Origin of the sequence: Streptomyces sp. 11x1 (assembly GCF_032598905.1) — a bacterium.
Lineage (GTDB): Bacteria > Actinomycetota > Actinomycetes > Streptomycetales > Streptomycetaceae > Streptomyces.
In genome coordinates, this window is record NZ_CP122458.1 from 6,011,052 (window position 1) to 6,028,487 (window position 17,436).

The window sequence follows — 17,436 nt, forward strand, 5'->3', positions numbered from 1 at the left end:
GGCATCCCGGGGAACGGCCCTCCCACGTATCGGGCTCGCTCTCAGACCCCGCTGGGGCTGGACGCGTCCTTGCCCTGCGCGGGCACCGGCGCCACGGCCCCGGCCCCGGCTCCGCCCTTGCCGTCACCGTCGCCGTCCGAGTTGATCGTCTCGATGATCGCGAGCCGCTCGGGCGTGTCCTCCGGCTTGATGAAGCCGATGACGATGTACAGGACCAGCGAGACGGCCAGCGGGACGGACACCTGGTACTGCAGGGGCACACCGCCGTCGATGTTCCAGTGGATCGGGTAGTTCACCAGCCAGAAGGCGAACAGCCCGCACGCCCAGCTGGTGAGCGCCGCCGTCGGCCCGGAGCGGCGGAACGGCCGCAGGAGCCCGAGCATCATCGGGATGGCCATCGGTCCCATCAGCCCCGCCACCCACTTGATGACGACGGTGATGATGTCCTTGAAGGCGGGAGAGTTGACCTGGGTCGCCGCCGCCATGGACAGACCGAGGAAGACGACCGTCGCGATCCGGGCGACCCGCAGCCCCTGCCCCTCGCTCCAGGTGCGGGCCCGGCGCCAGATCACCGGCGCGCAGTCCCGGGTGAAGACGGCGGCGATGGCGTTCGCGTCGGACGAGCACATGGCCATCGTGTGGGAGAAGAAACCGACGATGACGAGGCCCAACAGGCCGTGCGGCAGCAGCTGTTCGGTCATCAGGGCGTAGGAGTCGGAGCCGTCGCCCTTCTCCGAGGTCACCAGCAGCGGTGACATCCACATCGGGAAGAACAGCACCAGCGGCCAGATCAGCCACAGGGCCGCCGACAGCCGGGCGGAGCGCTCGGCCTCATACGGGGTGGCCGTGGCCATGTAGCGCTGGGCCTGGTTGAGCATGCCGCCGTTGTACTCGAAGAGCTTGATGAACAGGAAGGCGAGCAGGAAGACCGTGCCGTAGGGGCCCACCAGCGGCTCGGCGTGGCCCTCCAGCTTCGGGTGGTCCCAGACACCGAAGAAGCCTCCGTAGTCGCCCAGTTTCGCGACCACCGCGATGAACATGGCGATTCCGGCGAGAAGTTGGATGACGAACTGCCCCAACTCGGTCAGCGCGTCGGCCCAGAGGCCGCCGATCGTGCAGTAGACGGCGGTGATCGTGCCGGTGATCAGGATGCCCTGGTTCAGGGACACGCCGGTGAAGACCGAGAGCAGGGTCGCGATCGCGGCCCACTTGGCACCGACGTCCACGATCTTCAGCAGCATGCCGGACCAGGCCAACGCCTGCTGGGTGCCCAGGTTGTAACGGTTCTTCAGGTACTCCAGCGGGGAGGAGACATGCAGCCGTGAGCGGAGCCGGTTGATGCGCGGCGCGAACAGCTTGGAGCCGATGGCGATACCGAGGGCGATCGGGAACGACCAGGTCACGAAGGAGGTGACGCCGTAGGTGTAGGCGATGCCGGCGTAGCCGGTGAACATCACCGCGCTGTAGCCCGACATGTGGTGCGAGATGCCGGAGAGCCACCAGGGCATTCTGCCGCCGGCGGTGAAGAAGTCGCTGACGTTGTCCACGCGCTTGTGCGACCAGACGCCGATCGCGACCATCACACCGAAGTAGCCGATGAGCACGGCCCAGTCGAGACTATTCATGGGCCCCCTTCCAGGGTCCGTCGCCAGGTTCAGACTTGGGTCAGACATGTGAACTCTGGGTTCGCTGGCATGCCCACGGCAAGGAAGTGGAAGGTCAAGAGCAGGCAAAGAAGTTCCGAAAGATGACTTGAGTTTATGTATATGAACTCCAGGTGGCCGGAAAGGATCACTCGCGGACCCGCCGAAACCCCGCCGAAGCCACACCGTCGGGGCCGGCCGACGCGACGCTCGGGGCAGCGAAAGCGAGGTCGACGCGCCCCCGCGGGGCCCATCCCGCCGACGTACGCCCCCAAGGCGCCCGCCGATGCACCGTCAGGCGACCGTCGCCACGCCCCTCAGCGCATCAGTTCGCCCGCGTTGACGAGTAGGGACTGGCCGGTGATCGCTCGGGCGCGGTCGGAGGCCAGGAAGACCGCCGCGTCCGCCACGTCCCCGTCCGTGGCCAGCTCCGGCAGGGCCATCCGCTCGGTCAGCCGCCCCAGCACCTCCGCCTCGGACACGCCCTCACCGTGCGCCGTGAACCGTACGTACGCCTCCACGGGCGGCCCCCACATCCAGCCCGGCAGCACGGTGTTGACCCGGATCCGATGCGGCCCCAACTCCCGCGCCAGCGAGTACATCGCACTCGTCAGCGCGCCCTTGGACGCCGCGTACGCCGCCTGTCGCACCTGCGAGGGCGCGGCCACCGACGACTGCGTGCCGATGATGACGACCGAGCCCCCGCCCGCCGCCTTCAGGCCGGGCAGACAGGCCCGGGTCATCCGCAGGGTGCCCAGCAGGTTCACGTCGAGCACCGCCTGCCAGGTGGCGAAGTCGGCGTCCTCCAGGCCCCCGAAGTAGCTGTCCCAGGCCGCCACGTGCACCACCGCGTGCACACCCCCGAACCGCTCCCGCGCCAGCGCCGCGAGCGCCGCGCACTGCGCCTCGTCGGTGATGTCGGTCGCCCGGAACGCCGTGTGCGCCCCGTCCGGGTCCACATCCGCCGCGGCCTTGGCGAGATTCGCCTCCGTGCGCGCCCCCAGCACGGCGTTCCCGCCGTCCCGTACGACCGCCGCGGCGACCCGCTGGCCCAGTCCGGGACCGACTCCCGAGACGACGACGGTCCTTCCCGTGAGCAGTGACATCGGAGACCTCCCGGCTCTGGCACATTATCTGACGGAGCGTCAGAGTATGGGCGACCGCAGGTGGACGGAAGGGAAAGCGCATGAGCGAGGACACCCGCAGCTCCACGTACGCCGAACTGGCCGCCGTAGGCCCCTACGGCGTCCGCCCCGGCCACGCCCTGATCACGATGGTCGAGCCGCACCCGGGCCGCGAGTACGCGTACAACCGCTGATTGTGGGTCATATCAACCATCGCTTGCATAGCCGCAGGTCAGCGCCATCTTTTGATGCGGACACTGCGGTGGGTCGAATCGGGGGCGTTCCGGCCAGACAGCCGGCGCCACCTGGACCATTGCTAGCCTCCCTGCGCCGGAGGGTATATGGGCCCATAGGTAGCGATACCGCCCCGCTTGAGTGCCAGATGTCGCGTGTTGCCGGCATCCCTATGACTCCGGGTATGACTTCCTGCCGTGCGAGGCGGCCAGCGATCGAACCTTCGGCGACCCTCTGCGCTCGATCCGACTCAACTGAGATCGACCGCACCGGGAAGCCGTCCGCAACGGCGGTGCTCGTTGCGCACCGCCGACAGCGGCCACCGATCCGCCCGCCGCCCCGGTGCGCGCAATCGCCGAACTTCGCACGGAATCGAGCGGAACACCTCTCCCAATCTGACGCTGCGTCAGCTAGACCGGACCCATGACGGACGACACGACGCATGCAGACGAAACCCGCAGCCACCTGTATGGGGAACTGGCTGCCGTCGGCCCCTACGGAGCCGACCTCGGGCACGCCCTCATCACCATGGTCGAACCGCACTCCGGCCGGGAGCGCGAATACAATCGCTGGTACGAAGACGACCACTACATCGCCGGCGCGATGGCCATGCCGTGGATGTACGCCGGACGCCGCTGGGTCGCCACCCGTGACCTGCAACTCCTGCGCTACCCCGAAAAGTCTGCCGTCGCGCAGCCGGTGACGGCAGGCTGCTACATATCCGTCTACTGGATCACCGCCGGCCGCTACACCGACCACATGCGCTGGACCGTCGGCATCAACAAGCGGCTGAATCGGGACGCTCGGGTCTTCCAGGACCGCACGCATGTCTTCACCGCGTTCCAGGACCACGCGGCGACCGTCTACCGCGATGGTGACGAGGGCCCGCGCGACATCCATGCCCTTGACCACCCCTACGCCGGGCTCGTCGTCCAGGTCATCGACGCCGGCTCCCCGGAGCAGCGCGGGGAACTGCTCGCGTGGCTGCGCGACGACCACCTCCCGAAACAGCTGGCGGGCTCACCCGCAGGCATGGTGACCGTCTTCACGCCGACCCCGCTGCCCCTGGACCGGATGACCTACGTCAAGCAGGTTGAGGGAGTTGGGACCCGGCTGACCCTGCTGTGGTTCCTCCAGCACGATCCGCGCGAGACCTGGCAGGATCACTTCACGGACCTGGACACGACAGTGGCCGCCTCCGGCCTCGGGGAAGTGCAGTTCGTCGCACCGTTCATCCCCACGGTCCCGGGAACGGACCGCTACGTGGACGATCTGCGGTGAGCTCCCGACGATTGCGGCAGTCTGACGTACCCGCTGATCGCCATGGCCAGGTCGCCGATCGTGGCGGTCGCCGAGGTGGGCATTGTCCTGCGGCGCAGTCGTCACGGACAGCCTTGGGTGCCGTCCAGTCGCAAGCCGTTCCGCAGAGCACCGGCCTGTCCGACGGCAACATCTCCTCCGAACTCGGAGACCTGCTGCTGGACGGGCTCGGTTCGGCCTGGCTACCCGGGAAGGCCGTCAACTGCTCATGCTTGCTCGCTCGACGGGCCAGCTGAGCCGGTTCCCTGCCCGACTCCGACCCAGCTGCCCTATTGCCAGTAGGAAGGGCGCAGGTACTTGGCTCCCGTGACAGAGTGCTGCACAACAGGAGGCAGCTGGGACTGCCGCAGCTTCGTCCGCGCCCTGCTCGGGGCGGCCTTCGGCCCGGACACCACCGGCGAACTCGGCTACGCGCGGCGCCTGCTGTCCCACCTGGACGCCTCGATGGTGCTGCTGGCCGACGCCTACTACGACGCATACGACTTCCTGGATGCAGTGACCGGCACCGGCGCGTCCTTCCTGCTGCGCTCGACCCGCAAGCGGCGCCCGACGGTGCGCCGCCCGCTGCCGGACGGCTCCTACCTGACCACCATCTGCGCCGGGAGATACCAGGCCGGGCGCGGCTACGGGCGGCTCGATGTACGGATCATCGGTCCGCAGTATCAAGCTCAGCCTGTGGGGCGCTTCTGCCGCTCGATGTACTGCTTCACGACGGTCAGGGGCGCTCCGCCGCAGCTTCCGGCGAAGTAGGAGCCGGACCAGAAATGGCCGCCCCACAGGTACCGGCGGACGTGCGCGTCGTACTCCTTGCGTAGCAGCCGGGCGGAGACGCCTTTGAGGCTGTTGACGAGCTTGGAAAGCTGGACTTTCGGCGGGTAGTGAACGAGCAGATGCACGCTGGCACATCGCCTTCCGCGTGCAGACATTGGAGGCCAAGCCCGAGCCGCACCAGGGGCCGGAAGTCGGCATCGACGCGGGAGTCGACATCCCCCTCGCCCTCTCGAACGGGGACCATCAGGACCACGGGCGTGCATCCCGTCTGCCGGACGGCACCGCCGACCGCGACAAGTGGCTGACGCCCAAGGAGAAGGCCAAGCTCCTCAACCTGGAGCGGCAGGCCGCGTAACAGAAGTCTTTCCGCGAGAAGGGGGAGAAGACCTCCCGCCGCTTGCAGCGCACCTACGACCAGATCAAGCAGCTCCGAGCAAAAGCCACGCGACGAGCCCTCGACTGGCAGCACCAGACCACCACCCACCTCGCCCGCACATACGGCACGGTCGTGGTCGAACAACTCAACATCCTCGGCATGACCAAAGCCCCCGCACCCAAGCCCGACCCCGACAACGCGGGCGAGTTCCTGCGCAACGGCGCCGCAGCGAAGGCCGGGCTCAACCGCTCCATCGCCCAGGAGGCGTGGGGCCGGACCGTGACGATGCTGACGTACAAGACCGCCCGCTTGGGCGGCCGGCTCGTCAAGGTCCCCGCCCCGCACACCTCCCAGCGATGCTCAGCCTGCGGCTTCATCACCCCCTGCAGCCGAGAGACCCAAGAGGAATTCGCGTGCAAGAACCCCGACTGCGGCTTCGTCGGCAATGCCGACTGGAACGCGGCCCGGAACATCTTGCACCTGCACCGGATCGCCACGTCATCGTGGAGGTCCCGGCCGCCGGAAGGCGCGGTCGCAGGGCGGGTAAAACCGTCAAACCTGCCGCAGCAATGTAGGCAGGAATCCCCTTCCTGAGCCTGCGAAGGGAGGGGAGAACTTCAACAGGACCGTACGCACGTCTGCACCGCGTTCCAGGACCACGAGGTCACCGTCTACCGCGACGGGGCCGCCGGGCCGCGTGACATCCACGCCCTGGACCACCCGTACGCCGGCCTCGTGCTCCAGGTGATCGACGCCGAAGGGCCCGAGGAGCGGGCGGAGTTGCTGGAGTGGCTGCGGTCCCGCCATCTCCCGAAGCGGCTCGCCGGATCGCCGGCCGCGATGGTCACGGTCTTCCGGCCCACCCCGCTGCCCCTCGACCGGATGTCGTACGTCAAGCAGGTCGAGGGCGTCGACACCCGCCTCACCCTCCTCTGGTTCCTGGAGGCCGACCCACGGGACCGCTGGGAGGCGTCCTTCGGCGGACTGGGGGACGCGGTCGCCGAAGGCGGTCTGGGAAGGCTGGAGTTGCTGGCCCCGTTCGTCCCCACGGTGCCGGGGACGGACAGGTACGTGGACGGCTCCGCTGGAGGGCCGGGCGGCCCGCTGGAGGGCCGGGCGGCCAGGGGCGCGGGGACGCCGCGTGGGGGCAAGGCCGAGCCCCCTCGGCCAGGACGGCGGGCCGGTCGAGAGGGCTCTGTCGGTGGTGCTTGTGGAGTTGTCGTTCAGGCGCTCGAACGAGGGCCGGAACCGTATCTCAGGCCTTGACCGAGGAGACGAAGGTGTTCCACGCGTCGGCGGGGAACGCCAGGGTGGGGCCGTCGGTGACCTTGGAGTCCCGGACCGCCATGGCGGACAGGACGGGGGACTTGATCTCGACGCACGCGCCGTTCCCCTGGGAGTAGGAGGACTTGACCCACCTGTCCGTGGCGCCTTGCTGAATTGCCATTTCTGCTCCGGTGCTGGTTCGTCGCTGAGTTGCTGTCGCCGCGCCGCGGGTTCCCTGCCGGAACCCGCGGTTCGGTTTGCGCCAAGACTGCTGAGCTCTTGGCGTGATCGACGCTACTCGTCAGCATCGGCAGACGAAGCGACTATTCACTCGTGCGGGTGGCATATTCCAATATGGTCTTCCATTGGGGCATGTGGAGGGTGTATCTTCCGGCGCTTCCTCGTTCAGAAGTTTCCAGGAGTTGCCCAGAGCGTCTGGAATCGCTCGGAGGGTCGCTCCGGTGTCCGGGAGGCGCTCCGGTGTCCGGGAGTTCAGCGCGCGTATTCCTTCGCGACGTTCTCGATGAACTGCCGTGACTGCTCCACGTTCAGCGCCTGCGCCCGGAGGTGCTCGTACATCACGGTGTACTTCTGCACGTCGTGCGGTTTCTCCAGGTAGAGGTCGCTGGTCACCCCTTCGATGTACACCACGCTCGAATCGGCCGCGTCGACGAACTCCAGGATGGCGTACTGGCCGTTGATGCCCGGATGGGCCCCGACCTCGAACGGCAGCACCTGCACCGTGACATGGGGCACCTGGGACAACTCGATGAGGTGCTCCAGCTGTTCACGCATCACCGACCGGGATCCCACCACCCGGCGCAGGGCCGCCTCGTCCAGCACCGTCCACAGCCGCAGCGGGTTGGTGTCGGTGGTGACACGGTCCTGGCGCCGTATGCGCACCTCGACGCGCTTCTCGATCTCGGTCGCCGACGTCTCGGGCAGCGCGCCCCTGATGATGGCCTCGGCGTACGGACGGCTCTGCAGCAGCCCGGGGACGACCTGGGGGTCGTACACCCGCAGCGACTCCGCGTCGGTCTCCAGGCCGATGTAGACGCTGTACGGTACGTCCCCGAAGGCGTGCCACCAGCCCTGCTGGCGGGAGTCCTTGGCCATCTGCATCAGGGAGTCGACGACTCTCTGGTCCTCGACCTCGTAGACCCCGCAGAGGTCGCGTACGTCGCGCTGGCTGATGGAGCGACGGCCGTTCTCCAGGCGGCTGATCTTCGACTGGGAGACCAGCAGTCGCTCGGCGACCTCTTCGGCGGTCATACCCTTGAGCTCGCGGAGCCGACGCAGCTCCTGGCCCAACCGGCGTCGCCTGACGGTGGGATTGACATTGGACGCCACGGGACGTGCACCTCCGGCTGCGTGCCTCTACTTTGCGTATCTGCTGCTGAGCAGATTGCCACCAAGGTGCTGAGTACCGCTGGAAAACAGCGGATATGCGCTGTGCACGCGCCGTTTGCGTCGGTGTTTTCCCGCCGTGGAGGGATCTCCGCCGGACGTTTGTCGGATCTCCCGAGGGCGGCACGCGAGTCGGGCACGAGGACGCGACGCGAGACTGGGCGCGGACATGCGGTCGCGCGGGGCGTGCGCGGCCGTTTGCGCGGTCGCACACGCCCCGCGCGAACCGGCGGCTCCCGAACGGGTTCTGGGTCCCTGCGAGCGGTCCGGTGCCGGCGATGCACGTGATGCGGGTGGTGCTGGTGCTGGTGCTGGTGCTGGTGCTGGTGCTGCGTAGTACGTGGTGCGTGCGTGGTGCCGTGCGTGCGTGGGGCACGTGGTGCGGTGGGAGGTCTGGACCCGCGGCTCTGGGTCCTGCTCCCACCCGCACCTCGGTACCTCAGCGCGTGGTTCGGTTGGATCTCAGTGCGCCACCACGCGGGCCATCGAGCCTCGGCGCGGCTGCATCGGAAGACCGCGTGCGGGCTCCGGTGCGGGCGGCCTGGCGCCGGGGGCGGCCTGACGGCCGGTCGGTGCCGGGCTGCGACGCGGCTGTGCGCCCACGCCGTTCTGCACGTCCATGACGGCGTGGGCCACCAGGCCACCCATGGGGTCGTGCCGGATCAGGTCCCGCAGCCGGGAGCGGGACGAGCGTCCCTCGTTCCCCGGATACAGGTGCTTGCCGAGGCCGACCGCGTGCGCCAGGGCGGCGAGCGCCGCGGTCCGTGGGTCCGGCGGTACGCCGGTGCGGATCGCGGAATCCAGCCGGGCTCGGATCTCCCGGCTGATCTCGGTCTGACTCGCCTGGTAGCGAGTCGTCGGCAGCACTCCGCACATCTGGCCCGCCACGGCATGCACCATGCCGCACCGCTCCAGATGCGAGAGGTAGATCTGACGGAGCCCGAGACGGGGCCCGCCTATCCAATGGACCGCCCGTACGGGAGCGCCACGCCTTCGCAGCAACTCCAACGCGCAGTCCAGCGTCGGATCTCCAGTCGGCCGTGGGGACACCACGGCGATACGATCCCCGTCTGGGGCTATCCGTCCGGCCAGCGCCAGCTCCACTAGCTGCGCTCCGGCCAGACCAAGGTCGAGCGACTGCGGCTGTGCGGTGGTACCCGTGGCCGGGTCCAACGCCAGCAGCAGAAGCTCCTCCGGAAGTGTTCTGCGGCTCCTGCCCATCCATGCCTCCCCGCGTGGATGAAAGACAGGGTGACCCCTCTCACATTGGTCTGTCGAGGGTGCGTGACCGAAATGTAGTGGAACCGGTAGGTATGTCGTTCTCGTCTACCGGAGGGGCCAAGCCCGCACACAGGACACTGGTACATGGTTCGGACAGCGGCGCGGCGCGGTGGTGCGCCGGTGACTAGTGTCCGGGCGGCGGGTTTTTTTCACGGATTCACGGATTCACGGATTCACGGGTTCTACGGTTCACGGTTCGGTTGGGCGCGCGCTCCTAGGACGGGCGGCGCGCGGGAGGAGGCATCGGTGGCGGGCACGTCCCCCGACAGGTCGAAGCGGTACGAGTCGTCGACGGAGTCGACGCCGGGGAACGAGCCAGCGGTTCCGGACCCCGGAGGCTCGGCCCCGGACCGGTCCTCAGGCTCCACCACGCCCTCGCCGGACCCACGCCTCGCGATGTCCGGGCCCTCCACGCCGAAGCCCGACCAGGCGACGGCGGTCTTCTCCCGTCGAGCGCTCCTGGAGGCGGCGGAGGGGGCGCCGGGTGCCGCCGGGGCCGAGACCGCCGGGGCGGATCGGGACGAGCCGAAGCCCGGCCGCCCCGACGCGACGGACACGGAGGACCGCCCCGGCGAGGCCCGGACACCTGCCGAGGCCCCGGGCGCCGATCCGGACGCCGCCTCGGGCGACGCGGACATCCCGGCGCAGGGCGGCCCCACGGAACCGGCCACGCCCGTCTCAGGCTCCGCCTCGAAGGACGAGGCGGACGAGGACGAGGGTGGTGACGCTCACCCGCGTGAGCGAGGCGCCGCCCCGCCCACCCCCGCGCCCACCGCGGGCAGTCCTGCCGCTGTGGCGCCCGACGCGGCCGCCGCCGACGCGGGGAACCCCGAGGACATCACGAACGCTGCCGATGCCGCTCGGGAGACCGACGCGGAGGAGGCTGCGAGCGCCGAGGCCGAGGCCGGTGCAGTGGCTGGCGGCGACGGACGACATGTCGGCGCCGACGACGACGTACGGGAGGCCACTGGCGACGCGGGGGACGCGACCGCAGGCGACGCGGCGGAGGCCGCCGACGGCGTTCGTGGACCGTCCGACGACGAGCCGGAGACCGCCGACGGCGTTCGTGGACCGTCCGACGACGAGCCGGAGACCGCCGACGGCGTTCGTGGACCGTCCGACGACGAGCCGGAGGCCGCCGACGCCGCTGCTGATGACGAGCGTGGGCTTCCCGGTGACGAGTCGGCGGTCGCGGGCGACGCGGACGAGGTGCGCGGCGGCTCCGATGACGAGCCGGAGGCCTCCGACGACGTACACGAGGTCTCCGGTGACGAGCCCGGAGCCGTTGCCGGCGGACGCCGACTTGCCGGTGACCGGGCGGAAGCCGCCGACGACGCGGTAGCCCCACAGGGGCCACCCGCGGGTGACGACGAAAGTCGCACGGGTGGTGCGGGTGGGAAAACGGGCGGCGATGGCGGAGCCGAGGCGTGGCCGGCGGTGGATCAGCCGACCGCCGTCTTCCGGGCCCCGAGGCCACCCGCCGTGGACCACCCCACCACCATGCTCAAGCTGGGCGACGCCGTCCCCAAGGACGCCGGGCCCGCCAAGACCGACGCCGTCCCCGAGGACGCCGTACCCGCCGGGCCCGACGCCCCCGAGGACGCCGGGCCCGGGAGGGCCGACGGTCGCCCTCACGGCCCCGACGCCGCCAAGGACGCCGACGCCGACAAGGGTTCCGACAGCGACAAGGGCGCCCGCGCCGACGGCGGCGTCGACGAGCCCGCGACGCCCCCCGCCGAGCGCACCAGCAAATTCGTCGCGCTGAAGTCGTTGGACGAGACCACGACGCCGAGGCCGGCCACGCCGCCACCCCCCGCCCCCGCGGAGGCGACGCGGGCCCTCCCCCAGGTGGGCCCGGAGCGCACGACGCAGCAGCCGCTGCCCCCGAAGCCCCCGCTGGACCTCCTGGCGGAGCTGACCAACACGCCCCCGCCGCGCCAGACTCCGGTGCGGACGATCATCCGTAGGGTCAAGATCTGGACCCCGCTGGTGATCCTGCTGGTGATTGTCTTTGCGGTCGTACAGGCTTTTCGCCCGCTCCCCACCCCCACCCTCGCCCTCACCACGGACGCGTCGTACGCCTTCGAGGGAGACAAGGTCTCCCTGCCGTGGCCCGGCGAGGGCCAGGGCTGGATGGACGTCGAGGGCATCGGCAAGATGGACAGCTTCGGCGAGCAGAAGCCCGTCGCCATCGGCTCCGTCGCCAAGGCGATGACCGCGTACGTCATCCTCAAGGAACACCCGATGAAGCCGGGTTCCCAGGGCAAGACCATCCCCGTCGACGCCAAGGCGGAGACCGAGGGCGGTTACGACAAGGACGGTGAGTCCACCCTCAACACCGTCAAGGAGGGCGACCAGCTCTCCCAGTACGACGCGATCGCGGCCATCATGATTCCGTCCGCGAACAACATCGCCCGGCTCCTCGCCCGTTGGGACAGCAAGGGTTCCGAGGAGGAGTTCGTCAAGAAGATGAACGCCGCCGCCAAGGATCTCGGCATGAAGAACACGACGTACACCGACCCGTCCGGCCTGAAGGAGACGACCGTCTCCACCGCCGAGGACCAGGTCAAGCTCGGCAACGAGCTGGTGAGGATGAAGGCTCTGACGGACATCACCAGGCTCCCCGAGTGGAAGGACCCCTCCGGTCTGAAGTACCGGAACTACAACACCCTCGTCCCCTACAACAACGCCATCGGCATCAAGACCGGCTCCACCACGGCCGCCGGCGGCAACCTGCTCTTCGCGGGCACGCAGGAGGTCGGCGGTGAGACGGCGATCGTCGTCGGCGCGATCCTCGGCCAGCACACCGCGCCGATCATCGACACCGTCAACGCGGTCAGCAAGACGGCCATGATCGCCGCTCAGGAGGCGCTGACCTCCGACACGATCCTGAAGAAGGGCGACGTCGTCGGGTACGTGGACGACGGGCTCGGCGGACACACCCCGGTCGTGGCCACGAAGAACGTCTCGGCGGTCGGCTGGGCGGGCAAGACCGTCAAGCTGGAACTCGACGCGAGCGCGACCGTCCCGCACGCGGCGAAGTCGGGCACCGAGGTCGGCACCCTGATCGTCGGCGACGGCGCCGGAGAGGGCGTAAAGGTCCCCGTGGCCCTCCAGAAGCCCCTCACCGAGCCCGACTTCCTCACAAAGCTGACCCGCGTGAGCTGACGCTGACGACCCCGAAGCGAGCGCCTTGTTCGGGTGCGGGCCGGTCGGGCTTCTCGCGCAGTTCCCCGCGCCCCTGAAAGACCAGGCCCTGCGGGCCTGAAGAGCACGGGGCGCAGCCCCGGCTTTTCAGGGGCGCGGGGAACTGCGCGAGCAACCACGAATCACCCGCACCCGGCACAGGCGCCGGGACCGAAGACGCCCGGAGCGAGGGACCGGGCAACGGGGCACCGAAGCGGGGCTTACCGCTCCCCGTCCCCCACCCCCGCCTTCTCGTCCGCTTCCTTCTCGCACTCCAGCGTCGTGGCCCGGGACGGCCCTCCGTACTGGGAGCTGATGCGTACGTCGCCCGCCTCGTGGATCGTGAGTCGGGTGAACTCGGTGAGGTCGCCGTCGGACCCGCGGTCGGCGGTGAGGCAGCCGTTGTCGGCCCACAGCCACGGCGAGTAGGCGACACGGACGGTGACCTCGCCCGCCCGCGGCATGTGCACCACGAGGTTGGCCCCGTCGGCGCTGACCACGGTGGCCGGCCTGTCGACGAGCGGCGTCGCGTTCTTCACCCGGTAGATCTTCCAGTTGGCGTCCTGCCAGACCGGCTCCAGATAGTCCGGCCCGCTGCTCACCAGCGCGTGTTCGAGCTCGGCGGGCCCGTCCGGCTCACCGTTGACGAGGACGACGAAACCGACGGCCCACTCGGCGAGCCAGGCCTTGTAGGCAGTCGAGGTGAAGGCTCCGTCCGGTACCTCGGTCCCGCCGTGGCCGTCGTAGAAGAGACGTCCGCGCTTGACGTCGGCCTGCCGGTTCCAGCCGCGCGCCATGTTGATGTACGGCGCGAGGATGGCGGCCTCGCGGTGGTCGCGGGCCGGTACCACCTCGACGCGGGTCTTCCACGCGCCCAGCCGCTTCAGCTCCTTCACCACACCGTCGGTCTTCACGGCCCACTCGGGCACCTTGGTGTTGGTGACGATGTCGGCGGTCGTCTTGCCGGTCAGCCAGGTCACGGAGAGCACCAGGGCCACCGCGCCGGCCACGACGCGCCGCCGGGGCGTGAACCAGGCCAGGGGGAGGCGGCCGTCCTCGGCCGTACGGGCCTCACCCCGGTACAGGCAGATCGCGAGAGCCGCCGCCGGGCCCGCCAGTTCCAGGAGGCGTTCGACGTTGGTGCCGATGGGGGTGGGGATCAGGTAGCAGAGGACCACGCCGAGCGCGTAGATCGCGGCGCTCAGGCGGAGCACCCGCCAGGCGCTCGGCGCGATCAGCACCGCCGCCGCGCACAGCACGACCGGCGGCCATATCCGGCTGAAGGCCATGGGCTGCTCGCCCTCGAAGGGGAACAGCAGCGTGGTCACGGCGACGACGGTCACCGGCGGCGCGAGCAACGCCGCCGCCCTGCCCCACTCACGGCACAGCAGGTACGCGGCGCCGACCACGAGGAGGAACAGCCCGGAGACGGGGCTCCCCAGCGTGGACAGCGTCGCGCACACCGCCGCCAGGGCGATGTGCCGCCCGGTACGCCCGCTCACCACCGCCAGCAGGGCGCCCATCGCGAAGGCCGTGCCCAGGATGAACGTGGAGCGCCCCGACACCACCTGGCACCACAGCGAGAACGTCGCCGCCAGCGCGACCGGGACCGGCGCCCGTACGCCCGTCCGGGTGACGACCTCGCCGGCCAGCCAGGACGCGGAGAGCCCCGACAGCAGCGTGACCGGGACGACACCGAGCGCCGCCATCAGATACGGCGAGAGCACACTGTAGTTGGCCGCGTGCAGCCCCCCGTACCAGAACAGGTTGACCGCGGAGTCCGGGTACGTCTTCGCGAACTCCGCCCACGCCACCTGGGCCGCCAGATCGCCGCCGCCGGTCGCGAAGACCGCCCACCACACGAAGTACAGCGGCAGGGCGCACAGGGCGGCCGTGAGGGGCACGCGATGGCGTTGCCGCCACGGCTCGCGTGACGGTGACGGCCCGTCGGCACGCGAGACGGGTCGTCGTGGGGTCAGCTCGGCAAAGGCCACTGCGGCTCGTCCGTTCCGTTTCGACTCGTGCGGGCGGGTGTCGTCCATGTGTCGCTGTATCCGTGTGTCGCTGTACGCGTGGTGTGTTGCTGTACGTGCGGGTTGCTGTATCCGTGTGCTGCTGCGTCCCTGCGTCGGGGTAGACGCTAATCACCCGCTGACAGTTGGCCGACAGGACCCGGGCGATCCGGTACGGCCGTAGGGGTTTCCCTCGGCCGTACCGGTACCACACGGCTACTACACGGCTCAGAATGCGACCGGGAACGCCACGTCGCACACCGGGTCCTCGGGGCCCGCCGCGTCCCAGTCCGCGAAGTAGATCTCGCGGCACGGGCCGGTGACCCGCAGCCCCCGCGCGGCGATCCACCGCTCGACCGCCTCGAACGCCGCGAGGATCTGCGGATGGGCCACCTGGGCCTTGCTGATCCGGGTGTACGCGAGCCGCGCCGCCGGCTCCACGCGCACGCCGGTCTCCCAGGCCCGCCCGTGTTCGGCGGCCCAGGCCCGTGCGGCACCCTCGTCGGCCACCGGCACACACGACTCCGCGGGCCCGTCGCTCTCCATCGACACCTCGGAGTGATACACGACGAACGGCGCCCCGGTGACTCCGCCGCAGGCCGCTGCGCCCTCCTCCAGCCGTCCGAGCGACGCCCCGATCCACGCGGGCAGTTCGTCCGCGAGGGTGTGCCGTGACTGCGTCAGCAGCACCTGAGGGGCGATGTCGACCGTTTCGACCGCGAACGTCCCGTACGTCTCTTCCATGCCTGACTCCGTTCCCGACAACCGTCCACGGAGGTAGGCGACAAGGGTCCGCTGGGACGCGAACCGCTCCTCGGCCCCGGCCCAGTACGCGGCCAGCCGGTCGGCCGCCCGCGTCCCGTCCCGCTCGACGAGCCCCACGATCTCGGCGATCCGCGCGAGCGGCATGTCGAGCTGCCGCAGCAGGGCCACGAGCCGGGCGCGTTCGACCTGGTCGGCCCGGTAGTACCGGTAGCCGTTCACCTCGTCGACGTACGCCGGCGGGAGCAGCCCCAGCCGGTCGTACAGCCGCAGTGCCTTCGCCGACAGCCGTGCGCGGGCGGCGAAGGCACCGATGGTGAGCAGGTCGTCCATGTCCAAGTGGGTCACAGGGGGCATCCTCCGTCACCGGGCGCCCTCCGCCCGGCGAGAGCGACGGTGCCCCTTGCCCCAGGGACAAGGTCAACACCGGCCCCGTGCGCGTCGGAGGTCGACGGCGGCCCCGTGGCCGTCAGCCGACGGCCTTCTCCACGGCGGCGACCAGTTCCGCCGACTCGGGCTCGGTCTGCGGCGAGAAGCGCGCGACGACCGAGCCGTCGCGGCCGATCAGGAACTTCTCGAAGTTCCAGCGGATGTCGCCGGAGTGGCCCTCGGCGTCCGCGTGGTCCACGAGCCGCTCGTACAGGGCGTGCCGGCCCTCTCCGTTGACCTCGACCTTCTCGGTCATCGGGAACGTGACGCCGTACGTCGCCGAGCAGAACTCCGCGATCTCCTCGGCCGAGCCGGGCTCCTGCCCGAGGAACTGGTTGCACGGCACACCGAGCACGGTGAAGCCCTGTGCGGCGTAGCGGGCCTGGAGCGCTTCGAGGCCCGTGTACTGGGGGGTGAGACCGCACTTGGAGGCCACGTTCACGACGAGGACGGCCTGACCGGCGTACTGCGCGAGGTCCGCGGGGCCGCCCTTGAGGGCGTCGATCTCCACGTCCAGGACGGAGGGGGTGGCGTTGTCAGTAGTCATAAACGGATGCTATCTCCGGTACCGCGCGCCCCTTCCGATCGGGTTCACGCCCCCGGCCCGCCCGGAGAAGCACCTCTCCCTCCGCCGTCCGCGCGTACAGCACCGAACGGCCCGCCCGCCCGCGCCGTACGAGCCCGGCGTCCAGCAGCACCCTCAGGTGACGGCCGACGGAGCCGAGACCCTGACCGGTGAGGGCGCAGAGCTGGGTGGTGCTCATGGGGGAGTCGAGGAGGACGAGGACCCGGGCGCGGCGCTCGCCGAGCAGGGCGCCGAGGGTGCCGAGGGCGGCGGGCACGGCAGCGGTCCCGCCGTCGTCGGCGAGGACGCCCGAGCACGGGTAGACGACGGCGTACCGCTCGTGCTCCTCCCATGCCACCCACCCCGTGCGCTGGGGCGTGACCGGCACGAAGACCAGCCGCGCCCCGGAGATCTCGCGCGGCGGGTACTCGTGCAGATTGACCTGGAGACGGTTCTCGCCGAGCCACCGCATCCCCGGTCGCAGCGCGTCCAGCACGGCCGCCCAGCCGCCCTGCCCCAACCGCGCGGTCCGGGCGAGCACATCGGCCTCCAGCACGCGCCGCCGCCGCTCCCAGTACGGCCGTACGGTCTCCTCCCACACGTGGGTGAGGAGGTCGGCCGCGCGGTCGGGCAGGTCGTCCCGGTGCAGGGCGGCGGGCAGCGGGCCGCGCAGGGAGAGGGTGAGGTCGGCGCGGGCGGCGGCCGGGTCGGCGCCCCGGACCCGGGCGACCTCGGTGGCGAAGGTCTCGCCCTCACGCGGGGCGGGCGTGAGGAAGTCGGCGATCCACTCCTGGCCGAGCCCGGCGCGGACGAGCAGGGCGGTGAGCGGGTCCCCGGCCAACGAGGCTCTATACGCCGGGAGATGGGCCCGCAGCCAGGCCCGCTCCCCGGGATGCGTGCCGGTCCCGGCGTGCAGCATCTTCAGGCTCGCGAACGTCTCCGCGAGCGGCGAGACGACGAACCGGCTGCCGGCGAGGGTGTCGGCGTTGACCTGCCACCAGCCCATACGGACGCCCCCGTTCTGTCCTGTCCTGTTTCATTCCGTGGCGGAGCTTTCGCG

Annotated in this window: 13 protein-coding genes and 3 pseudogenes; 6 read left to right on the forward strand and 10 right to left on the reverse strand. The window is 70.2% G+C overall.

Going from position 1 to position 17,436, the window contains the following annotated elements; all coding sequences use genetic code 11:
- Positions 1–41: 41 nt before the first annotated feature.
- Together P8T65_RS26545 and P8T65_RS26550 are read right to left on the reverse strand one after the other, a co-directional pair.
- Positions 42–1,625 (reverse strand): sodium:solute symporter family protein, encoded by a 1,584-nt coding sequence (locus P8T65_RS26545; RefSeq protein WP_316727743.1) that lies wholly within the window; start codon positions 1,623–1,625, stop codon positions 42–44.
- Positions 1,626–1,960: 335 nt separating this feature from the next.
- Positions 1,961–2,749, reverse strand: coding sequence for an SDR family oxidoreductase (locus P8T65_RS26550; protein WP_316727744.1), 789 nt, complete (start codon positions 2,747–2,749; stop codon positions 1,961–1,963).
- Positions 2,750–2,829: 80 nt separating this feature from the next.
- Here P8T65_RS26550 and P8T65_RS26555 point away from each other — a divergent pair, with 80 nt between their 5' ends.
- From P8T65_RS26555 to P8T65_RS26565, 3 genes are all read left to right on the forward strand, one after another.
- Positions 2,830–2,961 (forward strand): hypothetical protein, encoded by a 132-nt coding sequence (locus P8T65_RS26555; RefSeq protein ID WP_316731967.1) that lies wholly within the window; start codon positions 2,830–2,832, stop codon positions 2,959–2,961.
- Between the two features lie 463 nt (positions 2,962–3,424).
- The gene (locus P8T65_RS26560) at positions 3,425–4,282 is read left to right on the forward strand and encodes a hypothetical protein (protein ID WP_316727745.1); all 858 of its coding nucleotides are present in this window, start codon (positions 3,425–3,427) and stop codon (positions 4,280–4,282) included.
- A 336-nt stretch (positions 4,283–4,618) separates the two neighbouring features.
- Complete coding sequence (locus P8T65_RS26565; protein ID WP_316727746.1) at positions 4,619–5,071, forward strand: hypothetical protein; 453 nt, start codon at positions 4,619–4,621, stop codon at positions 5,069–5,071.
- Here the strand turns inward: P8T65_RS26565 and tnpA are convergent.
- Positions 4,990–5,217: pseudogene (gene tnpA, locus P8T65_RS26570) on the reverse strand (IS200/IS605 family transposase); the annotation flags it as partial. The gene P8T65_RS26565 and the pseudogene tnpA overlap by 82 nt on opposite strands.
- A gap of 2 nt (positions 5,218–5,219) precedes the next feature.
- On the opposite strand from tnpA, the pseudogene P8T65_RS26580 reads away from it, so the two are divergent.
- Together P8T65_RS26580 and P8T65_RS26585 are read left to right on the forward strand one after the other, a co-directional pair.
- A pseudogene (locus tag P8T65_RS26580) lies at positions 5,220–6,043 on the forward strand (RNA-guided endonuclease InsQ/TnpB family protein); the annotation flags it as partial.
- A 34-nt stretch (positions 6,044–6,077) separates the two neighbouring features.
- Positions 6,078–6,545 (forward strand): annotated as a pseudogene (locus tag P8T65_RS26585) (hypothetical protein); the annotation flags it as partial.
- 178 nt (positions 6,546–6,723) lie between these two features.
- Here P8T65_RS26585 and P8T65_RS26590 read toward each other — a convergent pair.
- The 3 genes from P8T65_RS26590 to P8T65_RS26600 all read right to left on the reverse strand — a co-directional run bounded on the left by P8T65_RS26590 (position 6,724) and on the right by P8T65_RS26600 (position 9,362).
- A complete protein-coding gene (locus P8T65_RS26590; protein WP_045556149.1) occupies positions 6,724–6,915 on the reverse strand; it encodes a DUF397 domain-containing protein in 192 nt (63 codons plus the stop codon).
- A gap of 311 nt (positions 6,916–7,226) precedes the next feature.
- Positions 7,227–8,084 (reverse strand): helix-turn-helix transcriptional regulator, encoded by an 858-nt coding sequence (locus P8T65_RS26595; RefSeq protein WP_184892816.1) that lies wholly within the window; start codon positions 8,082–8,084, stop codon positions 7,227–7,229.
- Between the two features lie 519 nt (positions 8,085–8,603).
- On the reverse strand, positions 8,604–9,362 hold the full coding sequence (locus P8T65_RS26600) for a GPP34 family phosphoprotein (RefSeq protein WP_316727748.1): 759 nt from the start codon (positions 9,360–9,362) through the stop codon (positions 8,604–8,606).
- 306 nt (positions 9,363–9,668) lie between these two features.
- On the opposite strand from P8T65_RS26600, the gene P8T65_RS26605 reads away from it, so the two are divergent.
- Positions 9,669–12,590 (forward strand): D-alanyl-D-alanine carboxypeptidase, encoded by a 2,922-nt coding sequence (locus tag P8T65_RS26605; RefSeq protein WP_316727749.1) that lies wholly within the window; start codon positions 9,669–9,671, stop codon positions 12,588–12,590.
- A 239-nt stretch (positions 12,591–12,829) separates the two neighbouring features.
- On the opposite strand, the gene P8T65_RS26610 is transcribed toward P8T65_RS26605, so the two are convergent.
- From P8T65_RS26610 to P8T65_RS26625, 4 genes are all read right to left on the reverse strand, one after another.
- Positions 12,830–14,512: a hypothetical protein gene (locus tag P8T65_RS26610; RefSeq protein ID WP_316727750.1), complete on the reverse strand. Its 1,683-nt coding sequence runs from the start codon at positions 14,510–14,512 to the stop codon at positions 12,830–12,832.
- Positions 14,513–14,848: 336 nt separating this feature from the next.
- Positions 14,849–15,715 carry a MerR family transcriptional regulator gene (locus tag P8T65_RS26615; RefSeq protein ID WP_316731736.1) on the reverse strand — a complete coding sequence of 289 codons (867 nt, stop codon included), beginning with the start codon at positions 15,713–15,715 and terminating at the stop codon, positions 14,849–14,851.
- A 136-nt stretch (positions 15,716–15,851) separates the two neighbouring features.
- Complete coding sequence (locus P8T65_RS26620; protein ID WP_316727751.1) at positions 15,852–16,358, reverse strand: glutathione peroxidase; 507 nt, start codon at positions 16,356–16,358, stop codon at positions 15,852–15,854.
- Positions 16,348–17,382 (reverse strand): ArsR family transcriptional regulator, encoded by a 1,035-nt coding sequence (locus P8T65_RS26625; RefSeq protein ID WP_316727752.1) that lies wholly within the window; start codon positions 17,380–17,382, stop codon positions 16,348–16,350. The genes P8T65_RS26620 and P8T65_RS26625 overlap by 11 nt, the downstream gene beginning before the upstream one ends.
- Positions 17,383–17,436 lie beyond the last annotated feature (54 nt).